Annotated in this window: 16 protein-coding genes; 7 read left to right on the top strand and 9 right to left on the bottom strand. The window is 68.6% G+C overall.

Annotated features, from left to right (window positions below; translation table 11 throughout):
- The 3 genes from uvrA to coaE form a co-directional block, all read right to left on the bottom strand.
- Complete coding sequence (uvrA, locus tag VGF64_02505; protein ID HEY1633601.1) at nucleotides 1-2,862, bottom strand: excinuclease ABC subunit UvrA; 2,862 nt, start codon at nucleotides 2,860-2,862, stop codon at nucleotides 1-3.
- Nucleotides 2,863-3,067: 205 nt separating this feature from the next.
- Entirely contained in the window at nucleotides 3,068-5,092 is a 2,025-nt protein-coding gene (gene uvrB / locus VGF64_02500; protein HEY1633600.1) for an excinuclease ABC subunit UvrB, read from the bottom strand.
- Nucleotides 5,093-5,118: 26 nt separating this feature from the next.
- Nucleotides 5,119-5,814 (bottom strand): dephospho-CoA kinase, encoded by a 696-nt coding sequence (gene coaE / locus VGF64_02495; protein HEY1633599.1) that lies wholly within the window; start codon nucleotides 5,812-5,814, stop codon nucleotides 5,119-5,121.
- A gap of 190 nt (nucleotides 5,815-6,004) precedes the next feature.
- Between coaE and VGF64_02490 the strand changes: the two genes are divergently transcribed.
- The 6 genes from VGF64_02490 (at nucleotide 6,005) to VGF64_02465 (ending at nucleotide 13,533) form a co-directional block, all read left to right on the top strand.
- Nucleotides 6,005-7,669 carry an ABC transporter substrate-binding protein gene (locus tag VGF64_02490; protein HEY1633598.1) on the top strand — a complete coding sequence of 555 codons (1,665 nt, stop codon included), beginning with the start codon at nucleotides 6,005-6,007 and terminating at the stop codon, nucleotides 7,667-7,669.
- Between the two features lie 83 nt (nucleotides 7,670-7,752).
- Complete coding sequence (locus VGF64_02485; protein HEY1633597.1) at nucleotides 7,753-9,408, top strand: ABC transporter substrate-binding protein; 1,656 nt, start codon at nucleotides 7,753-7,755, stop codon at nucleotides 9,406-9,408.
- 52 nt (nucleotides 9,409-9,460) lie between these two features.
- Nucleotides 9,461-10,414 (top strand): ABC transporter permease, encoded by a 954-nt coding sequence (locus VGF64_02480; GenBank protein ID HEY1633596.1) that lies wholly within the window; start codon nucleotides 9,461-9,463, stop codon nucleotides 10,412-10,414.
- The gene (locus VGF64_02475) at nucleotides 10,395-11,384 is read left to right on the top strand and encodes an ABC transporter permease (protein HEY1633595.1); all 990 of its coding nucleotides are present in this window, start codon (nucleotides 10,395-10,397) and stop codon (nucleotides 11,382-11,384) included. Before VGF64_02480 ends, VGF64_02475 begins: the two co-directional genes overlap by 20 nt.
- A complete protein-coding gene (locus tag VGF64_02470; protein ID HEY1633594.1) occupies nucleotides 11,381-12,496 on the top strand; it encodes an ABC transporter ATP-binding protein in 1,116 nt (371 codons plus the stop codon). The genes VGF64_02475 and VGF64_02470 overlap by 4 nt, the downstream gene beginning before the upstream one ends.
- Nucleotides 12,496-13,533 (top strand): oligopeptide/dipeptide ABC transporter ATP-binding protein, encoded by a 1,038-nt coding sequence (locus VGF64_02465; GenBank protein HEY1633593.1) that lies wholly within the window; start codon nucleotides 12,496-12,498, stop codon nucleotides 13,531-13,533. The genes VGF64_02470 and VGF64_02465 overlap by 1 nt, the downstream gene beginning before the upstream one ends.
- 20 nt (nucleotides 13,534-13,553) lie before the next feature.
- On the opposite strand, the gene rpsA is transcribed toward VGF64_02465, so the two are convergent.
- The 3 genes from rpsA to polA form a co-directional block, all read right to left on the bottom strand.
- Entirely contained in the window at nucleotides 13,554-15,017 is a 1,464-nt protein-coding gene (gene rpsA / locus VGF64_02460) for a 30S ribosomal protein S1 (GenBank protein HEY1633592.1), read from the bottom strand.
- 207 nt (nucleotides 15,018-15,224) lie between these two features.
- A complete protein-coding gene (locus VGF64_02455; protein HEY1633591.1) occupies nucleotides 15,225-15,989 on the bottom strand; it encodes a methyltransferase domain-containing protein in 765 nt (254 codons plus the stop codon).
- An 8-nt stretch (nucleotides 15,990-15,997) separates the two neighbouring features.
- Entirely contained in the window at nucleotides 15,998-18,727 is a 2,730-nt protein-coding gene (gene polA, locus VGF64_02450; protein HEY1633590.1) for a DNA polymerase I, read from the bottom strand.
- 102 nt (nucleotides 18,728-18,829) lie between these two features.
- On the opposite strand from polA, the gene VGF64_02445 reads away from it, so the two are divergent.
- Nucleotides 18,830-19,501 carry a metal-dependent transcriptional regulator gene (locus VGF64_02445; protein HEY1633589.1) on the top strand — a complete coding sequence of 224 codons (672 nt, stop codon included), beginning with the start codon at nucleotides 18,830-18,832 and terminating at the stop codon, nucleotides 19,499-19,501.
- A gap of 27 nt (nucleotides 19,502-19,528) precedes the next feature.
- Here VGF64_02445 and VGF64_02440 read toward each other — a convergent pair whose 3' ends face one another.
- From VGF64_02440 to VGF64_02430, 3 genes are all read right to left on the bottom strand, one after another.
- Nucleotides 19,529-20,119 carry a response regulator gene (locus tag VGF64_02440; protein ID HEY1633588.1) on the bottom strand — a complete coding sequence of 197 codons (591 nt, stop codon included), beginning with the start codon at nucleotides 20,117-20,119 and terminating at the stop codon, nucleotides 19,529-19,531.
- Between the two features lie 27 nt (nucleotides 20,120-20,146).
- Nucleotides 20,147-20,440 (bottom strand): hypothetical protein, encoded by a 294-nt coding sequence (locus VGF64_02435; protein ID HEY1633587.1) that lies wholly within the window; start codon nucleotides 20,438-20,440, stop codon nucleotides 20,147-20,149.
- 98 nt (nucleotides 20,441-20,538) lie between these two features.
- Nucleotides 20,539-20,894, bottom strand: a 356-nt coding sequence (locus VGF64_02430; protein ID HEY1633586.1) for an energy-coupling factor transporter transmembrane component T, incomplete at its 5' end; no start/stop codon positions are given.

The following is a 20,894-nucleotide window of genomic DNA, read 5'->3' as shown; positions in this document are numbered from 1 at the left end:
CTACTGGTCCAGGACCCCGGCCAGGAACTGGCCGGTGTAGCTCTCGGGGGTCTTGGCGACCTTCTCCGGGGGGCCCTCGGCCACGACCGTGCCCCCACCCTCGCCACCCCCGGGCCCCAGGTCGACGATCCAGTCGGCCGTCTTGATGACGTCGAGGTTGTGCTCGATGACGATCACCGTGTTGCCCTGGTCCACCAGCCGGCTGAGGACGCCGAGGAGCTTGCGCACGTCATCGAAGTGCAACCCCGTGGTCGGCTCGTCGAGGATGTACATGGTGTGTCCCGTCGACCGCTTGGACAGCTCGGTCGACAGCTTCACCCGCTGCGCCTCACCCCCCGACAGCGTCGGGGCCGGCTGGCCCAGCCTGACGTAGCCGAGACCCACGTCGACGAGGGTCCGCATGTGACGGGCGATCACCGGCTGGTTGGCGAAGAACTCGAGCGCCTCCTCGCAGGACAGATCGAGCACGTCGGCGATGTTCTTGCCCTTGAAGGTGACGTCGAGAGTGTCGCGGTTGTATCGGGCCCCTTTGCAGACCTCACAAGGCACGTAGACGTCGGGGAGGAAATGCATCTCGATCTTGATCGTCCCGTCCCCGGAGCACGCCTCGCATCGTCCGCCGCTCACGTTGAACGAGAACCGCCCGGGCTGGTACCCCCTGACCCGCGCCTCCTGCGTCTGGCTGAACAGCTTGCGGATGGCGTCGAACACCCCGGTGTAGGTGGCCGGGTTGGATCGGGGGGTGCGCCCGATCGGCGACTGGTCCACGTCGATGACCTTGTCGATGCCCTCGGCACCCTCGATGGTGCGGTGCCGGCCGGGCACGACCTTCGAGGAGTAGATGCGCTTCATGAGACCCCGGTAGAGGATGTCGTCGACCAGGGTCGACTTCCCGGAGCCGGAAACGCCGGTGACAGTGATGAAGCAGCCCAGGGGTAGCTCGACGTCGATGTCCTTCAGGTTGTGCTCCCGGGCGTCCCTGATGACCAGCCACTCCTCACCCGGCTCGCGCCGCATCTGGGGCACCGGTATCGACATCGCTCCCGTGAGGTACCGGCCGGTCAGCGATCGATCGGTGGCTTCGAGCTCGGCGAGCGTTCCGGAGCAGACGATCTCGCCGCCGTGCTCTCCGGCTCCGGGGCCGATGTCGACGATGTGGTCGGCGACCCGGATGGTCTCCTCGTCGTGCTCGACCACGATCACGGTGTTGCCGAGGTCCCGCAGGCGCAGCAGGGTGTCGATGAGCTTGCGGTTGTCTCGTTGGTGCAACCCGATCGAGGGCTCGTCCAGCACGTAGAGGACCCCGACCAGACCGCTGCCGATCTGACTGGCCAGGCGGATCCGCTGGGCCTCGCCACCTGCCAGGGTGCCGGCGGAGCGGTTGAGGCTCAGGTAGTCGAGCCCGACGTCGAGCAGGAACTGCACCCGGGCCTGGATCTCCCGCAGGACCCGTTCGCCGATCATTCGCTCGCGCTCGGACAGCTCGAGGGCGCCGATGGCCTCGGCCGCCCGCCCGATCGACAGGCTGCAGAGCTCGTCGATGTTGCGGCCGCCCACGGTCACCGCCAACGACTCCGGCTTGAGGCGGGCGCCGTGGCACTCGGCGCAGGGCACCTCCCGCATGTACCCCTCGATCATCTCCCGACCGTGGTCCGACTCGGCCTCGCTATGCCGACGCTGGAGATAGGGCAGCACGCCTTCGTAGTGGGTGTGGTACGAGCGCACCCGGCCGTACCGGTTGCGGTACTGGACGTGGATCTGGCGCGTCCCCGAGCCCTGCAGCAGGACCCGCTGCTCGGACTTCTTCAGCTTGGCCCACGGCGTCTTCACCGAGAACCCGTAGGCGTCCGCCACCGCGGCCACCACCCGGTAGAAGTACTCGGTGCGGTTGCCCGACCAGGGAGCGATGGCGCCCTCGGACAGGCTGAGTGCGGGGTTGGGTACCACGAGCTCGGGGTCGACCTCGTAGCGGGTGCCCAGGCCGGCGCAGTGCGGACAGGCGCCGTAGGGCGAGTTGAACGAGAAGCTCCGGGGGGCCAGCTCGTCGAAGCTGAGCCCGTCGAAGTTGCATGCCAGGTGCTGGCTGAAGGTCAGGATCTCCTCGCCGGCCCCCTCGGTCCCCTTCGCGCCCGACCTCGGGACGAGCTGTACCTCCGCCACCCCGTCGGCGAGCCGCAGAGCCGTCTCGAGGGAGTCGGTCAGCCGACGGACGATCCCGTCCCTACGGACGAGGCGGTCGACGACGACCTCGATGGTGTGCTGCTCGTACCGGGCCAGCCGGCCGGTGTCCCGCTGCTCGCCCAGGTCCTGCACCTCGCCGTCGATCCGGACCCGCGAGAAACCCTGCTTGGCCAGCTCGTCGAGGAGGCCCTCGTACTCCCCCTTGCGCCCCCGCACGACCGGCGCCAGCACCTGGAACCGGGTGCCGTCGGGCAGGTCCATGATGCGGTCGACGATCTGCTGGGGGGTCTGGCGGGTGACGGGCCGTCCGCACACCGGGCAATGAGGCTGTCCGACCCGGGCGTAGAGGAGCCGGAGATAGTCGTAGATCTCGGTGATGGTCCCGACGGTCGAACGGGGGTTGCGGGACGCAGACTTCTGATCGATGGAGATGGCAGGCGACAGGCCTTCGATGAAGTCCACGTCGGGCTTGTCCATCTGGCCGAGGAACTGGCGGGCGTAGGCGGAGAGTGACTCCACGTACCGACGCTGGCCCTCGGCGTAGATCGTGTCGAAGGCGAGCGAGGACTTCCCCGACCCCGAGATGCCCGTGAACACGATCAGGCGGTCTCGGGGAAGCTCCAGGGAGACGTCCTGCAGGTTGTGCTCGCGAGCACCACGAATCACCAGGACGTCTGACACAAATCGAGAATACTGGCGGGACCTGGTCTTCCCCGCGGATCGGGGCGCAGCCTTAGCCGCTTTCGCGGCTTCCCCCCGCCGGCCTCCCCGGCCGGCCCTCGCCGCTTTCGCGGCTACGGCCGACTCCTTCGGCCGGCCTCCCGGGCCGCCCCTCGCCGCTTTCGCGGCTGCGGGTGATTCCTTCGGCCGGTCTCCCGAGCCGGCCTTACCCGACCTGGCGGAGCTCTTTCTTGAGGTCCCCGATCTCGTCCCGGAGGCGGGCGGCGTATTCGAACCGGAGCTCCGTGGCGGCTTCACGCATCTCCTCCTCCAGCGTCCGGATCAGCCTGCTCAACTCGTCCTGGGGCAGCTCGGCCAGGTCGCTCCGCACCGCGTCACGCCGTCGCGACCTGCGGTCCCGTCCCGGCCGCGGTGCCTCGCCGTCGGGGCGGATCTGGGCGAGGATGTCGGTGACGGCCTTGCGAATGGTCTGGGGATCGATCCCGTGCTCGGCGTTGTAGGCCTGCTGCACGGACCGGCGTCGCTGGGTCTCCGAGATCGCCCGTTGCATGGAATCGGTCACCGTGTCGGCGTACATCACCACCTGGCCCTCGACGTTGCGCGCCGCCCGGCCCATGGTCTGGATCAGCGACGTCTCGCTGCGCAGGAACCCCTCCTTGTCGGCGTCGAGGATGGCTACCAGAGAGACCTCGGGGAGGTCCAGGCCCTCCCGCAGGAGGTTGATCCCGACCAGCACGTCGAACTCGCCGAGGCGGAGGTCCCGGAGGAGCTCGATGCGCTGGATGGTGTCGACATTCGAGTGCAGGTACCGGACCCGCAGACCCATCTCCAACAGGTACTCGGTGAGGTCCTCGGCCATCTTCTTGGTGAGGGTGGTGACGAGGACCCGCTCACCGCGGGCCGTGGTCTGGTTGATCTGCTCGATGAGGTCGTCGATCTGTCCCTTGGTCGGCTTGACCACCACCTCCGGGTCGACCAGCCCGGTGGGGCGGACGATCTGCTCGACGACGTGGGCCGACTGTGAGAGCTCGTAGGGCGACGGGGTCGCGGACATGAAGATGCACTGGTTGATGTGCTCGTACAGCTCGTCGAAGCGCAGCGGTCGGTTGTCGACCGCTGAGGGCAGCCGGAACCCGTGCTCCACCAGGACGTCCTTGCGGGAGCGGTCTCCTTCGTACTGCCCGTGCAGCTGGGGCACGGTGACGTGGCTCTCGTCGAGGACGAGCAGATAGTCGTCGGGGAAGAAGTCGATGAGGGTGTGAGGCGCCTCACCCGGCCGGCGGCCGTCGATATGGCGGCTGTAGTTCTCGATGCCCGCGCACGACCCGACCTCGGTCAGCATCTCCAGGTCGTACTGGGTGCGCATGCGCAGACGCTGGGCCTCGAGGAGCTTTCCCTGCCGCTCGAAGACGGCCAGCCGGTCGGCCAGCTCCTCCTCGATGCCGCCGAGGGCCCGCTTCATGCGCTCGTCGCCGGCGACGTAGTGCGTGGCCGGGAAGACCACCAGCTCCTCGAGCAGGCCAAGCTGCTCTCCCGTCAGCGGGTCGAAGCGGCTGATCCGCTCGACCTCGTCGCCGAACAGCTCGATGCGGACAGCGGTCTCCTCGTAGGCGGGGTGCACCTCGATGGTGTCGCCCTGGACCCGGAACTTCCCCCGCACCAGGTTGGTGTCGTTGCGCTCGTAGTTGATGGCCACGAGGCGGGACAGGATGGACCGCTGGTCGTGCTCCTCGCCCGCCCGCACGAAGAGCATGCGCTGCTCGTACTCCTCGGGCGAGCCCAGGCCGTAGATGCACGAGACGGAGGCCACCACGATCACATCGCGTCGGGTGAGGAGGCTCGCGGTGGTGGAGTGACGCAGCCTGTCGACTTCGTCGTTGATCGAGGAGTCCTTCTCGATGTAGGTGTCGCTCGTGGGGAGATAGGCCTCGGGCTGGTAGTAGTCGTAGTACGAGACGAAGTACTCGACCCGGTTGTGCGGGAACAGCTCGCGGAACTCGTTGGCCAGCTGGGCGGCGAGCGACTTGTTGGGGGCGATGACCAGGGTCGGGCGCTGGACCTGCTCCACCGTCCAGGCGATGGTCGCGCTCTTGCCGCTCCCGGTGATGCCGAGGAGGGTCTGGAACTGGTCCCCCTCCCGTACCCCGCGGCTCAGCGCCTCGACCGCCGCGGGCTGGTCACCGGCGGGCTCGAGGTCGGAGACGACCTGGAAGCGGGGCGTGCGCGACACCGAGCCGATCGTACCGGCGGGGTGTATCACTCGGGGTCGGGTCGTTCCTTCCTCTGCCGGAGCTCCTCGATCCAGGTCCAGGCCCGGTCGACCTCCTGGACCAGGTCCTCGGTGGAGCCCGAGTTGTCGATCACCACGTCGGCCAGCGCCAGCCGGTCCTCCCTGGTCGCCTGGGCGGCCATGCGGGCCTCGACCTCGGCGGGCTTCATGCCCCGGTCGCGGACCAGCCGGCTCACGGCCACCTCCGGTGGGGCGTCCACCACCACCACGGCGGCCACGCCGTGGGGCAGGCTCCGTCCCCCGCCGGAGCTCGGGCCGCCCGAGCTCTCGCCGCCCGAGGCCTCGCCGCCAGAGCGGCGCCGGCCGCCCTCCACGAGCAGGGGCACGTCGAGCACCACCAGGCGGTCGGTTCCGGCCTGGGCGGTGAGCCGCTCGGCCATCGTGGCCCCCACCACCGGGTGCGTGATGGCTTCGAGGTCGGCCCGCGCCGAGGGGTCGGCGAACACCACAGCCGCCAGTGCGGGACGGTCGATCGCTCCGTCGGCGGTCACCACGCCGGGGCCGAACCGGTCGACGACGGGCTGGTACGCCGGCCCACCCGGCGCCACCACTTCGCGGGCGATCCGGTCCGCGTCCACGATGACAGCGCCCCGCTCCTCGAGGAGGGCCGAGACGGTCGATTTCCCGGACCCGATGCCTCCCGTGAGGCCCACGACGAGCATGACGGGAACGTAGCGCCCGGGCGGCGGCCGACGCGCAGCCTGAGGCCCCGGCGGGGCCCGGGAACAGCCCGTGCAGACGCACCCCGACCTGGTGTGGTTGCCCGCGGCTTGATCTGGGGTATGCCCGATGTCACACTCCTGTCACATTTTTGTCATCTGCGGACAAGGTCTCCAACCAGAAAGGACAGCGATGTCCGACCCCATCGACCGCCGCCGCTTCCTCTCACAGGGTCTTCGCACGGCGGCGGGGGTTGCCGTCCTGGGCGGAGGCGCGTCGAGCCTCCTGGCGGCCTGCAGCAGCGGAGGGAGCACCAGCGCCTCCACCGGCACCAACACGGGCGTGTCGACGGCGACGCCGAAGCCGGGCGGGTCGATCACCTTCGCCACCGAGGCAGAGATCGACGGCTTCGATCCCACCATGAACCGCTGGGACACGACGGGCTTCATGTACGCCCACACGGTCTACGACCAGCTTGCGGCCTTCGACGCCAATGGCAACGTCAAGCCCTATCTGGCCCAGTCGATCACCCCGAACAGCGACTTCACGAAGTGGACGATCACCGTTCGGCCCAACGTCGTTTTCCACGACGGCAGCCCCCTCACGGCGGCGGCGGTGAAGACGAACCTCGACACCATCAGGGCCGCCCTCCTGACCGGCCCTGCCCTCAGCACGATCGCCAGCGTCGACGTCACCGACCCCATGACGGTGGTGGTGTCCATGAAGTCGCCCTGGGTCCCCTTTCCGCTCGTGCTGACGGCGCAGACCGGTGTCGTGGTGGAGCCCAGGACGCTGCTCAGCGGCCAGGCGCAGAACCACCCGGTGGGTACCGGACCCTTCGTGTTCGGCCAGTGGGTCCCCAACGACCACTACACCAGCACCAAGAACCCCCACTATTGGCGCGCCGGGCTTCCCTACCTCGACCAGATCACCTTCAAGCCGATCATCGATCCCCAGTCACGGGAGAACAGCCTCAAATCGGGCGCCGTCGACATCATGCACAGCTCGGACACCCAGAATCTGGTCGACCTGCAGGGCGATTCGGCCTTCGTCACCATCGACGACACGAAGCAGTCTTTCGAGCCGGACATGGACTTCGTCATGCTCAACACCGCGGTCCCCCCCATGGACGACCTCCGGGTCCGCCAGGCCCTGGCCTTCGCCATCGACAAGCAGAAGGTCATCAACACGGTCTTCAACGGGGTGCCCCCGAAGTCGTTCGGCCCCTTCGTGCAGGGCTCGCCCTACTTCGCGCCCACCGGCTACCCCGACTACAACCTGGCCAAGGCCCAGTCCCTCGTGAAGCAGTACCAGGCCGACCACGGCGGGCAGCCCATCTCGTTCCAGTACGGAACGACCAACACGCCGAAGACCCTGGAGATCAACGAGCTGGTCCAGGCCATGTGGAAGCAGGCCGGGATCCAGACCAACATCGTCCAGGTCGAGCAGACGCAGTACATCCTCAACGCCCTCCAGGGGAAGTACCAGGCCTACGCGTGGCGCCAGTTCGGCTCTCCGGACCCCGACGGCAACTACGTGTGGTGGAGCACGAACACGGCCGCCCCGGTCGGCGCTCTGGCCCTCAACTTCGCACGCAACAAGGACCCCCAGATCCAGCAGGCGCTGGACGCCGGTCGCACCAACCCGGACCAGTCCGCTCGGACGACGGCCTACCAGACTGTCGCCTCCCGGTTCGGAGCGGACGTGCCCTACCTGTGGACCAACCGGAATATCTGGATGGTGTCGGCCAAGCCCAGGGTCACGAACTTCAACGGCCCGACCCTCCCGGACGGCGGGAAGGCCCTCGGATTGATCGGCGGGGTGATCTCCACCACCCAGATCTGGGTGAGCTCGTGAGCGATGGGTATGACCCCCGTCACCTCGGGGAACGAAGAAGGCTGTAAGTTCACACCCGACGAATGACAACAAAGGGGGGAACAGTGCCCAGGCCCGAACCCTTCGACCGCCGTACTTTCCTCGCCCGAGGCGCCAGGACCGCCGCCGGTCTTGCCGTGCTCGGCGGCGCTCCAGGACTACTGGCTGCCTGCGGCGGCGGCGGCTCGAGCAGCGGAAGCTCGACGTCATCCAACGCCGGCATCTCGACCGCCACACCGAAGACCGGTGGCAGCGTCAGCATGGGCCTGACAGCGGACATCGACGGCTTCGACCCGACCAGCAACCGCTGGGACGCCAATGGCGTGATCTACGGGCGAACCATCTACGACCCCCTGGCCGCCGTCGCTTCCGACGGCTCGATCAAGCCCTACCTGGCCCAGTCGATCACCCCCAACGGCGACTACACCAAGTGGACCATTACCCTCCGGCCCAACATCACGTTTCACAACGGAACGGCGCTCGACGCGAACGCAGTGAAGGCCAACCTGGACGGCCTCAAGGCGTCCGCCCTGGCGGGCCCGGCGTTCAGCAACGTCTCCTCTGTGGACGTGACGGACCCTCTCACCGTCGTGGTGTCGATGAGCACCCCCTGGGTCCCCTTCCCCGCCTACATCTCGGGGCAGTACCAATCCGGCTACATCGCCGAGCCCAGCACGCTCGGGAAGACCGCCGCGCAGCACCCGATCGGGACCGGCCCCTTCGTCTTCCAGCAGTGGGTGCCGAACGACCACTTCACGGCGACCAAGAACCCTCACTACTGGCGTCCCGGCCTGCCCTACCTCGACCAGATCACCTACAAGCCCATCGTCGACTTCCAGTCCCGTGAGAACACACTCAAGTCAGGTGGGGTCGACATCCTCCACAGCGACACGCTTCAGAACTACGTCGACCTCACGGGCAACTCGAGCTTCGTCACCGTCAGCGACCTCCACTCCACGCTCGAGCCCGACCAGTCTTTTTTCATGATCAATACCGCCGTGCCGCCCGTGAGCGACGTCCGGGTCCGCCAGGCCCTGGCGTTCGCCACCGACCGGCAGAAGTACATCAACACGATCGACAACGGCGTACCCCCTCAATCGACCGGCCCCTTCGTGTCGGGATCCCCGAACTTCGCGCCTACGGGATACCCCAACTACGACCTCAACCAGGCCAAGGCCCTGGTCGCCCAGTACGGCCAGCCGATCAACATCCAGCTGGGGGTCACCAACAACCCCATCAACCTCCAGGCGGCTCAGCTGATGCAGAGCATGTGGAAGCAGGCCGGCATCCAGTCCACGATCTCCCAGACCGAGCAGTCCCAGTACATCCTCAACGCCCTGACGGGCAAATACCAGGTGTACCAGTGGACCCAGTTCGCGGCATCGGACCCCGACATCAACTACGTGTGGTGGACACAAAACAACGCGGCACCGGTGGGCTCGCTGGCACTGAACTTCGCCCGCAACAAGGACTCCCAGATCCAGCAGGCGCTCGACGCAGCCAGGGCCAGCGCGGACCCGTCGGTCCGGGCGACCAACTACCAGACCGTGGCCAAGCGCTTCGCGTCCGACGTTCCCTACTTGTGGATCGACCGATCTGTCTGGGTCGTCTCGGCCAAGCCGAACGTGATGAACTTCAACGGGCCGACCTTCCCCGACGGCACCAAGGGAGTCGGCCTTCAGGGTGGCAGGATCTGGCCCACGCAGATCTGGGTCAGCTAGGCGGGGGTGGCGGCGGCAGAGTGACCCGATCAGGGAAAGGGCAGCACGGCAGATGGTCTTCGTAGCCAAACGGCTCGTCCTCGCCGTCATCGTGCTGTTCGTGGTGACCCTGTTGTCGTTCGTGCTGCTGCACAACCTGCCAGGTGATCCCTGCATCGCCAAGCTCGGTCCGAGTGCCACGGCAAATGGCCTGGCTCAATGCCGCCATCAGATCGGCCTCGACAAGTCGCTGCCCGCCCAGTACATCCAGTATCTGGACCACAGCCTGCACGGGAACCTGGGCACCTCCTACCTGAACGGACAGAGCGTCGGGAATACCATCAGGCAGGCCCTGCCGATCACCGTCGAGCTCCTCGTCCTGTCCCAGCTCATCGCCCTGATCGTCGCCATACCGCTGGGCATCCTTGCCGCCGTGCGACCGGACGGCGTGTTCGATCAGCTGTCGACCGGGGTCGCTTTCGGCCTCCTCGCCATCCCCGCCTTCATGCTTGGCGTCTTCCTCGTCTACCTCTTCGCCGTCAGCCTCCACGTCTTCCCCGCCACAGGGTGGGTCCCGCTGACCCAGGACGTCGGCGACAACCTTCGACACGCGATCCTGCCTGCCCTCACTCTTGCGCTCGGCTCCCTCGCGGTGTACATGCGGGTGCTGCGGACCGACATGATCGCCACGCTGCGGGAGGACTTCATCACCACGGCGAGAGCGAAGGGCATGCCGAACTCGCGAATTCTCCTGCGGCACGCCTTCCGGCCGTCGACGTTCGCCTTGATCACCGTGGCCGGGATCAACATCGGAACTCTGATCACCGGGGCCTTTCTCGTCGAGTTCATCTTCCAGCTGCCCGGCATCGGGCTCCTCACCCTCAACTCGATCTATGCCCGCGACTACGGCATCGTACAAGCGACGGTATTGGTGGTCGCGGTGGGCTTCGTGGCGATCAACCTCCTCGTGGACCTCCTGTATGCCACCATCGATCCCAGGACGCGTCATGCCACAGCCTCCGTCTGATCAGTCGCCGTCCCGTCGGGGCGTAGTCCAGGCCGGGATTCCCTCGACCTCGCTCGGCGTCATGGCCGGCGAGCCCGCCGGCGGCGAGCTCCTGGAGGGACCGAGCGACGTCCAGCTCGGTGAAGCCAAGACCGCCCGTGCACCGAGCAAGGCCATTCGCCGCCTTGGTTTCGCCTTCTGGATCTCGGTTGGCTGGGTGGGCCTCGTCATCCTCCTCGCCGTGCTGGCCAACGTGCTGCCGCTGGACGACCCCAACGGGATCGGCTCGGCCCTCCCGAGGCAGGACCCGAGCCTGCAGCACCTCCTCGGTACCGACACCCTTGGTCGCGACATCTTCTCGCGGGTCATCTTCGGGGCCCGGATCTCCCTGATCGTCGGGTTTGCCTCGATCTTCATCGGCATGGTGGCGGGCGGCTCGCTGGGCGTGATCGCCGGCTTCTTCCGCGGGCCGCTCGACGCGCTGTTCGACGGCGTCTCCACCGTGGCTCTGGCGTTCCCCGCCCTGGTGTTCCTGCTGGCCATCGTGGCCGCCGTCGGTCAGAGCCTGTTGACGGTCGTGGTCGGCATCGGGATCCTCTCGATCGCGCCGCTCTTCCGGATCGTGCGGGCCAACACGATCGTGTACGCCCAGCGCGAGTTCGTGCTGGCCGCGCGCGCCCTCGGAGCCAGGAGCACCCGTATCATGTTCCGGGAGATCCTCCCGAATGTCCTTCCTACTGCGCTGTCGTTCGCGCTCGTGGCCGTGGCGGTTGCCATCGTCGCCGAGGGTGCCCTGGCCTTCCTTGGGCTGTCGGTCCGTCCACCCACACCGACCTGGGGAGGGATGATCAGCGAGGGACGCACCGCCCTGCAGCAGGATCCGCTCATCTGCCTCTGGCCGTCGCTGGCGCTGTTCTTCACCGTGCTCGCACTCAACTTCGCCGGAGACCGGCTGCGGTCGTACTTCGAGATCCGGGAGGGAGGCCTGTGAGAGCCCGGCGACGGGACCGACAGAGCGCCGCCGGCTACCCCGTCGCTGCCGAGACGTCGGGGCCGCTGCTCGAGGTGGCCGACCTCACGACCCACTTCCGCACCGCCCGGGGGATGGTGCGGGCGGTGGACGGGGTGTCGCTCAGCCTCGACCGGGGGCGGACCATCGGCGTGGTCGGCGAGTCGGGATCCGGCAAGACCGTCCTGTCCCGCTCGATCATGGGGCTGCTCCCCCGCACCAACGTCGTGCGCAGCGGTGAGGTGCGCTTTGCAGGACGAGAGCTCACCGCCATGACCGAGAACGAGCTTCGGGACATCTGGGGCGCGGAGATCGGAATGGTCTTCCAGGACCCGATGACATCGCTCAACCCCGTCATGCGCATCGGACGACAGATCACCGAGTCGCTCCGCCATCACCTCGGCATCGACCGGGCCGAAGCCCGCCGTCGCGCCGTCGCCTTGCTCGACTCGGTCGGGATCCCCGAGCCCGAACAGCGGCTGGACGACTACCCCCACCAGCTGTCGGGCGGGATGCGACAGCGGGTCACCATCGCCGTGGCCCTGGCCTGCGGCCCCCGGCTGCTGATGGCCGACGAGCCCACCACGGCCCTCGATGTCACCGTCCAGGCCCAGATCCTCGACCTGCTCGCCCGCCAGCAGCAGGAGCGCTACATGGCCATGGTCCTGGTGACCCACGACCTTGGCGTCGTCGCCGGACGAACCGACGAGATCGCGGTGATGTACGCGGGCAAGGTGGTCGAGAAGGCGCCCACCAGGGCCATCTTCGCGGACATGAAGATGCCGTACACCGAGGCCCTGGTGAAGTCGATCCCCAAGATCAGCGACCCCAGCCACACCAAGCTCTCGGTTATCCCCGGGCGACCGCCGGACCTGGTCAACCTGCCCCCCGGATGCCGCTTCTATCCCCGGTGCCCCTACGCCCAGCCACGGTGCAAGGACGAGGAGCCCCCGCTGCAGGAGGCGAGCACGCCCGGGCACGTCTACCGGTGCTGGTTCCCCGTGGGAACGCCAGAGGGTCGTGACGCGCTCGAGCGCAACCGGCGCGAGGGTCGGGTCGGCACCGACGCCCCGGTGGCGCGGGTCGGCGCCTGATGGCGGGCAGCGGGACCGCCCAGCTGCGCACCGGCGAGGCCCTCCTGCGCGTCGAGCACCTCTTGGTGGACTTCCCCGCCGGAGGTCGGAAAAGGGTCCACGCTGTCTCGGACGTGAGCTTCGACGTGCGCGAGGGCGAGACGCTCGGCCTGGTGGGCGAGTCAGGCTGCGGGAAGTCGACGACCGGGAGAGCTGTGATGCAGCTCCCCCGCCCCACGTCGGGCTCGGTGCGCCTCGACGGCCACGAGCTCACGGCGCTCAAGCGGGAGGCCCTGCGCGAGACACGGCCCCGCATGCAGATGATCTTTCAGGACCCGATCTCCTCACTCAACCCGCGACGGCGTGTCGTCGACATCGTGGCCGAGCCCCTGGCCATCTGGGGACAGCGCCGGGCCGGGGAGCGCGACGCCAAAGTCCGTGAGGTCTTCGATGCTGTGGGCCTGGACGTGGACGCAGCCGGTGATCGTCGGCCCTATCAGTTCTCCGGCGGCCAGTGTCAGCGCATCAGCATCGCCCGCTCGCTGATGCTCGACCCCAAGCTCCTCATCTGCGACGAGCCGGTGTCTGCCCTGGACGTCTCGGTCCAGGCCCAGATCCTCAACCTCCTGGCGGAGACCAAACAGCGCTACGGGCTGACGATGATCTTCATCGCCCACGACCTGGCCGTGGTGAAGAACGTGAGCGATCGTGTGGCGGTGATGTACCTCGGCAAGCTGTGCGAGGTGGCGGGCGCCGACGACCTCTACCGGTACCCGACGCATCCCTACACCAACGCCCTGCTGGCGTCGATACCCGAGCCCGATCCCGATGTCCGTCCCTCGACCAACGGTGCCGGGCTGACCGGAGAGATCCCGTCCCCCGTGTCACCTCCGAGCGGGTGCCGGTTCCGCACCCGCTGCCCGAGGGCCCAGGAGCGGTGCGCGGAGGAGGAGCCGATGATGCGCCAGATGCGACCCGACCACTTCGTGGCCTGTCACTTCCCCGTTGAATCGCCGGTCAGCTTCGGCGCTGCTCCGGCGGCGACCACCAACCGGTAGCTGCCCCAGATCGGCTTGGGTCAGCCGGCGGGTGACTCGCCATCGGCGGGCGGAGCCGGTGCGGCCGCCGGGGCAGCTGGTCCGCCCTCTGGGGCTCCGCCGGGTGCGCCCTCTGGTGCGCCCTCCTCTGGTGCGCCGTCGGACGGACCCTTCTCGGAGACGAACTCGGCCCACGCCTGCTGGGCCTCGGTCTCGGGCGTGAACTCGGTCTCCGTGAACCCGATGTAGTTGCCCTGCTCGTCGTAGGCGTGCTCCCCGAACGCCTCCCGGTACTCGGGAGCGACCTCGCCGCCCTCGGCCGCCTGCTTGATCGACAGGCTGATGCGGCGCCGCTGCAGGTCGATGTCGATGATCTTGACCCACAGCTCCTCGCCCGGGCTGACCACCTGCTCGGGCAGGTCGACGTGGTGAACGGCCATCTCGGAGATGTGCACGAGGCCCTCGATGCCGTCGCCCACCTGGATGAAGGCGCCGAAGGGAACCAGCTTGGTCACCCGGCCGTAGACCAGCTCGCCCACCCGGTGGGCGTTGGCGAACTCCTGCCAGGGGTCGGCCTGGGTGGCCTTCAGCGAAAGGCTGATGCGCTCCTTGTCGAGGTCGACGTCGAGCACCTGGACCTCGATCTCGTCGCCCACGCTGACGACCGACGACGGGTGGTCCACGTGCTTCCAGGACAGCTCCGACACGTGGACGAGCCCGTCCATCCCACCCAGGTCGACGAAGGCGCCGAAGTTGACGACCGACGACACCGTGCCGCGGCGGACCTCCCCGGGCTTCAGGTTGACCAGGAACTCCTCCCGCTGCTCCCGCTGGGTCTCCTCCAGCCAGGCCCGCCGGGAGAGCACGACGTTGTTGCGGTTCTTGTCCAGCTCGATGATCTTGGCGTCGAGGTTGCGACCGACGTACGGAGCCAGGTCGCGGACCCGCCGCAGCTCGACCAGAGAGGCGGGCAGGAAGCCCCTGAGCCCGATGTCCAGGATCAGGCCGCCCTTGACGACCTCGATGACGGGCCCGTTCACGACGCCGTCGGACCCCTTGATCTTCTCGATGGTCCCCCACGCCCGCTCGTACTGGGCCCGCTTCTTGGACAGAACCAGGCGCCCCTCCTTGTCCTCCTTCTGGAGGACAAGAGCCTCGATGCGGTCGCCGACCGTCACGATCTCCGAGGGATCCACGTCGTGGCGGATCGAGAGCTCACGGGCGGGGATGACGCCCTCCGACTTGAAGCCGATGTCGAGCAGCACCTCGTCGGCGTCCACCTTCACGACGCTTCCCTGCACGATGTCACCGTCGTCGAACTCGACGATCGTCCCGGCGATGGCGTCTTCGAGCGACATCTCGCCCAGGTCGTCGGCGACGACCTGCCTGGGGGTGTAGTTGCCGGCCTCGTCGAACGTGCCCATCTGGGCACCGCCTTCGTTCGAGGGCGCCCCCTGGGCGCTGCTGTCGTCTGGCCGGGTCGCGCCGGCATCGGGAGGGTTCACCGCGGGCTCCGGTGCCGCGACAGGAGCGGCGTCAGCTGGTGCGGAGCTCGTGGCATGCTGATTGGACATCTCGATTGGTAGCCTTCTTTCCGGGCAGGGCTCCCGCGGGAATGATTGGCGGGAGGCACGCGGCGCTCCGTCTCCCTCGAGCCCTCTCGCTCGGCCCGCAGGCGGCGAACCACCAGGAACCAATTTTACCACCAGGCCTCATGAACCCGGGGCGAAGCCGTCGCCGGGCACGGAGCCGGCTCGTCGTTCCGCCACCACCAGCCACTCGGGATGATCGAGGTCCGGAGCCCGACGGGCGTACTGCCCGGGCCCGACGGACCAGATGTGGCGCACCTGCAGGCCGGCGCGACCGCACAGGAGCCGCAGCTCCCGGGGGGTGAAACAGGTCGTCCACAGGTCGAGCTCCGCCTGCCCACCCTGGTGGTCCCGAACCGTCGCCAGCTCGTGGTTCACACCCAGCTCAGCGTCGAAGGTGTCGCCCTGCTCGAGGAAGCGGAGCACGAAATAGGCCGACACCGCCGACAGCGCCAGCCGCCCGCCCACGCGCAGCGCCCCGGCCATCCCGTCCAGTGCGGCCAGCTCGCCCTCCCCTCCGCCCAGGAGGCCGAACCCGCCCTGACACAGGCAGATGACGGCGTCCATGCTGGCGGTGGCGACCGGGAGGCGGCGGGCATCGGCCCGCACGAACGTGGCCCCCTCGGGAGCGCGGTCGCGGGCCAGCTCGACAAATTGCTGCGCCACGTCGACCCCCGTCACCCGCAGACCCCGACGGGCCAGGGCATGGCTGTGACGACCAGGTCCGCAACCTACGTCCAGCACCCGCTCACCGGGCCCCAGACCGAGCGAGTCGGCCACGAAGTCCGCCTCGGATTCCGTGCTCCTCGTGAACGAGTACCGCAGGTAGTCGGGCCCCACGATCTCGGCGAGCCGCTCGAAGAAGTGCGGTCTCCTGGGTTCGGGCACTCTGGCCGTCAGACCTTGGCTTCGGCCCAGGTCGATCCCCACGACAGGTTGACGGTGAGCGGCACGCGCAAGTCGGCTGCACCCTGCATGGCGTTCATGGTGAGCTCGGTGGCCCGCTCCCGTTCGCCCGGTGGCACTTCGAGGATCACCTCGTCGTGCACCTGGAGGATGAGCCGGCTGGTAAGGCCCTCCCGCTCGAGGGCGGTGTCGAGGAGCACCAGGGCGACCTTGAAGATGTCGGCCGCGAGGCCTTGGATGCCGGCGTTCATGGCCTGACGCTCACCGGCCTGGCGTACCCGGTAGTTGGAGGCTGCCAGCTCGGGGATGGGCCGGCGTCGACCGAACAGCGTCTGGGTGTAGCCCTTCGTCCTGGCCTCGGCCACCGTGGCATCCATATAGGCCCGCACGTTGGGAAAGGCCTCGAAATAGGCGGCCAGGATGATCGCCGCCTCCTCCACGTCGATGCCGAGGCGCTGCGACAGGCCGTACGCCTCCATCCCGTAGGCCAGGCCGTACGACACCATCTTGGCCTTGGAGCGCTGGGAGAGCGTCACCTCCTCGGGCTCGACGCCGAAGATCCGGGCCGCGGTGGCGTTGTGGATGTCCTGGCCGAAGTCGAAGGCCTCGATCAGGCCGGGATCGTCGGCCAGGTGGGCGATGACCCGGAGCTCGATCTGGTTGTAGTCGGCGATGAGCAGGGAGCACCCCTCGGCAGGGATGAAGGCCCGCCGCAGCCGGCGCCCCTCCTCGCTGCGGATGGGAATGTTGTGCAGGTTGGGCTGGTCCGACGAGAGGCGACCGGTGCGCGCGACGGTCTGGTTGAAGCTGGCGTGGATGCGTCCGTCCCCGGCGACCTCGGCCAGGAGGCTGTCGCCGTACGTCGAGCGCAGCTTCTCCATCTCCCGGTAGCGCAGGAGCGAATCGATGATCGGGTGCTCCCCGCGGAGTCGCTCCAGCGAGGCCGCGTCGGTGGAGAACCCCGTCTTGGTCCTCTTCTGCGGCGCCAGGCCCAGCTTGTCGAACAGCACCGTGCGCAGCTGTTGGGTCGAGTTGACCCGGAACTCCATCCCGGCGAGGTCCTGGATCTCACCGTCGAGGCGCTGGACCTCGTCGGTCAGGGCCCGCACCACCGACGTCAGGTAGTCGACGTCCACCCGCACGCCCACCACCTCCATGCGGGCCAGGACGCGGACCAACGGCAGCTCGACCTCGTCGTGGAGCATGGACAAGCCGCGCGCCGTGAGGGCGGCACTCAGGGCGGGGGCCAACCGGGCGACCGCCGCCGCCCGCCGCGCGGTCTCTTCAGCGGGGTCGGTCGCGGTCCCCTCGAGGTCCAGCTGGCCGGCGGGCGGGGCCGCCGGTGACCGGACGTCGACGCCCGCGTAGCGGGCGGCGAGCTCCTCCAGCGGGTAGGTGTCTTCCCCGGGCTCGACCAGGTAGGCGGCCACGGCGGTGTCGAGCTCGAGGCTGGCGATGTCCACGCCCATCGGGGTGAGGGCCCGCATGAGCTCCTTGGCCCGGTGGGCCACCGTGGGCACGCCGTCCGGCCCTACGAGGCGAGCCAGCACACCGGTGACCTCGAAGGTCTCGAGGGTCGCCGCCGGGATCCAGACGACCTCGTCCGGTGGGCGGTCGGGCGGCTCGCTTCCCTCGTCGGTGGGCGAGGTGGTCGTCGCTGCAACCAAAGCCAGGCCGAGGATGGGCGACCGCCCGGGCTGGCCCTCCCAGGCCGCCTCGACCACGACCGCCCCACCGCGGGCGAGGAGGGCCGAGAGGGTCGACGATGCGTCCTCTGGCGTGGATGCCAGGTGGAGCTCGATCTCGAAGGGCTGGGCACCCGCCGGTCCGCTCAGGGCCTCGCCCTGTGGACCCAACGCCTCGACCAGGCGGTCCCACAGCGTGCGGAACTCGAGGAAGGCGAACAGCCGGCGGACCTCGTCCGGGTCCCAGCCCCCCATCGAGAGCTTGTCCAGATCGGCACCCAGGGGCAGGTCCCGTACGAGCGGGATGACCTCGGCGTTGCGCCGCACCTGAGCCTCGTGCTCGGCCAGCGACTGTCGGAGCTTGGGGGTCGCCGAGTCGAGGTTGGCGAACACCCCGTCGAGGTCCCCGTAGTCATTGACCAACCGCGCCGCTGTCTTCTCCCCCACTCCCGGCACGCCCGGCAGGTTGTCCGAGGGATCTCCACGCAGCGAGGCGTAGGCCGGGTACTGGGCCGGCGTCACGCCCGTGCGCTCCTTGATCCCGGCTTCGTCGTAGAGCACGTAGTCGCTCACGCCCCGGCGGTTGTACAGCACCTTGACGTGGGGGTCCTCCACCAGCTGGTACGTGTCCCGGTCGCCGGTGACGATGATGACGTCGTCGTCCCGGTCCCGGGCTCGGGTGGCGAGGGTGGCGATCACGTCGTCGGCCTCGTAGCCCGCCAGCTCGACAGTGGGTACGTGCAGCACCTCGACCACCTGGCGGACCAGGCCCATCTGCTGACGGAGGATGTCAGGCGCCTCGGCTCGGCCCGCCTTGTAGTCCTCCACCACTTCGTGGCGGAAGGTGGGCTCGGGCCGGTCGAAGGCCACGGCGATGGCATCGGGACGGTGGTCCTTCAGGAGGTTGATCAGCATCGAGGTGAAGCCGAACACGGCATTGGTGACCTGTCCGGACGCCGTGGCCATGTCGGTCGGCAGGGCGAAGAAGGCTCGGTAGGCGAGCGAGTTGCCGTCCAGGAGCATCACCTTGGCCACGAGCCGATGCTATTGCGGCCCGCGTCCGCCGCCGTGGCTCTTGGTTGGCTCCCAAAGGCTCGCCCGGCCGATTCAGCGGGTCCCCAGGTAGGCTTACAGGTCGTGACCAATGGCTTTCACCCTCCGGTCGAGGAGTACCTCGAAGCCATCCACGCCCTTCAGGAGGAGGGCGTGCAGGTCATCCAGGCCCGTCTGGCCCAGCGCCTCGGCCACTCGGCGCCGACGGTCTCGGAGATGATGCGACGGCTCAAGAGCGAGGGCTACGTCACCGTGGCCGCCCGCTCGGTCGCGCTCACGGCGAAGGGCCGATCGCGAGCCGAGAGCGTGGTCCGCAAGCACCGCCTCGCCGAGCGGCTCCTCACCGACATCATCGGCCTGGAGTGGCACAAGGCCCACGACGAGGCGGGCCGGTGGGAGCACGTCATCTCCGACGAGGTCGAGGCCCGCCTGATCGACCTGCTCGGCCATCCGCAGACCTGTCCCCATGGCAACCCGATCCCTGGTGCGACCGGCACGGCCCACGCTCAGATGGCGTTGACGGACGCCGAGCTGGGCGCCCACGTGCGCCTCGAGCGTGTCACCGAGCAGGTCGAGATCGACCTGGAGTCGCTGAGCTACCTGAGCAGCCACGGCTTCGTGCCCGGGACCGACGCCCATGTGCGGGCGAAGGAGACCGACGGCAGCGTGACCCTGGTGCTGGACGACGTCGAGACCGGTGGCACCATCGAGCTGGGCCCGTCCATCGCCGCCCAGCTCTTCGTCGCAAAGACCTGAGCCGGGGCGCAGCTCCCCTGCCGCTCCTCAGGGGGTGAGGGTGCCCTCGATGACCTGGCGGGCGACTTCTTTCATGGTCAGACGAAGACGCATGGCGGTCCGCTGGATGAAGGAAAAGGCGTCCGCCTCCTTCATGCCGTGGTCGTCCATGAGGAGCCCCTTGGCCCGATCAACGAGGCGCTGTCGCTCGAGCAGATCTTCGAGGCTGCGGTTCTGCCCCTCGAGACCCCGGTTCTCCGCCTCCAGCGCCTTGAGCTCCGCGAAGCGTCCCAGGGCGACCTCGATGGCGGGGATGAGCTCCGATTTCTGGAACGGCTTGACCAGATACGCGAGTGCGCCGGCATCGCGCGCCTCCTCGATGAGGTTGCGCTGGCTGAACGCGGTGAGGATCAGCACCGCCGCCAGTCGCTCCCCGGAGATCTCGCGCGCCGCGGCCAGGCCGTCCAGCCCGGGCATCTTGATGTCGAGGATCGCGAGCTCCGGGCCGTGCTGCCGGACGAGCGTGACGGCCTCGTCTCCCCGCCCTGTCTCGCCAACGACCTCGTAGCCCTCCTCTTCGAGGACCTCCTTGAGGTCGAGGCGGATGATCCCCTCGTCCTCGGCGATGACGACGCGCACGCTCAAGGATCGCTCCTTCCCGACCGGCTACTGCGGCTCGGTCACGAGCCGGTCGAGCAACTCGTCCTGCGCCCGCTCGAGCTCGGTGATCGAGTCCACCACCGCGGCTCGGCTGCGGGACATGGCATCGGCGTGCCGGCGCGCCTCCCGAAGCTCACGGTCGGCGAGCGGCGTCTCCGAGACGAGATACCGGATGCGCGCCTCGTCGGCCGCCTCGGCCAGCGCGGTCAGCTGCTCGTCGACCACGACCAGCTCTTCGCGCACGCGCTTGAGCCGGGAGTTGACCTCGATGAGGCGGCGCTCGACGAGTGACCGGTGCATGCCCGGCTCAGTGTAGAGCGCAACCTGCCCACGGGAAGACGGAATTGTCGGGCATATCAGCCTGTCCAGCGGGCGAGCGGCACGAATGCTCGCCGGCATCAGGCGATCACCATGGCCGCGCTGATCGCCGCGGCCAGCACGAGGACCGCCCAGTCCCGCAGGCCGGGGCGGGGGCCGCTCCGGCTGGCCGAGCGCAGGCCGCCCCTGGCCTCGATGGCGGCGCCCATCTCCTGGGCTCGACGGGTCGCAGCCACCAGGGCGCTGACCAGGAGGTCGACGGCCTCGTTGAACAGGCTCTTCGTTCCCTCCGGGATCTCCGGGCGGCGAACCCGGCGGGCCGCGTAGAGCACCCGCAGCTCGTCCACCAGCAGGGGCAGGCAGCGAACGCTCAGCGCCACGCTGACCACGATCTCGTCGACCGGTACCCGGACGAGGCGCAGCGGGGCGAGCAGGC

Source organism: Acidimicrobiales bacterium (assembly GCA_036491125.1).
Classification (GTDB): domain Bacteria; phylum Actinomycetota; class Acidimicrobiia; order Acidimicrobiales; family AC-9; genus AC-9.
This window is presented reverse-complemented; position numbering and strand designations above follow the sequence as displayed.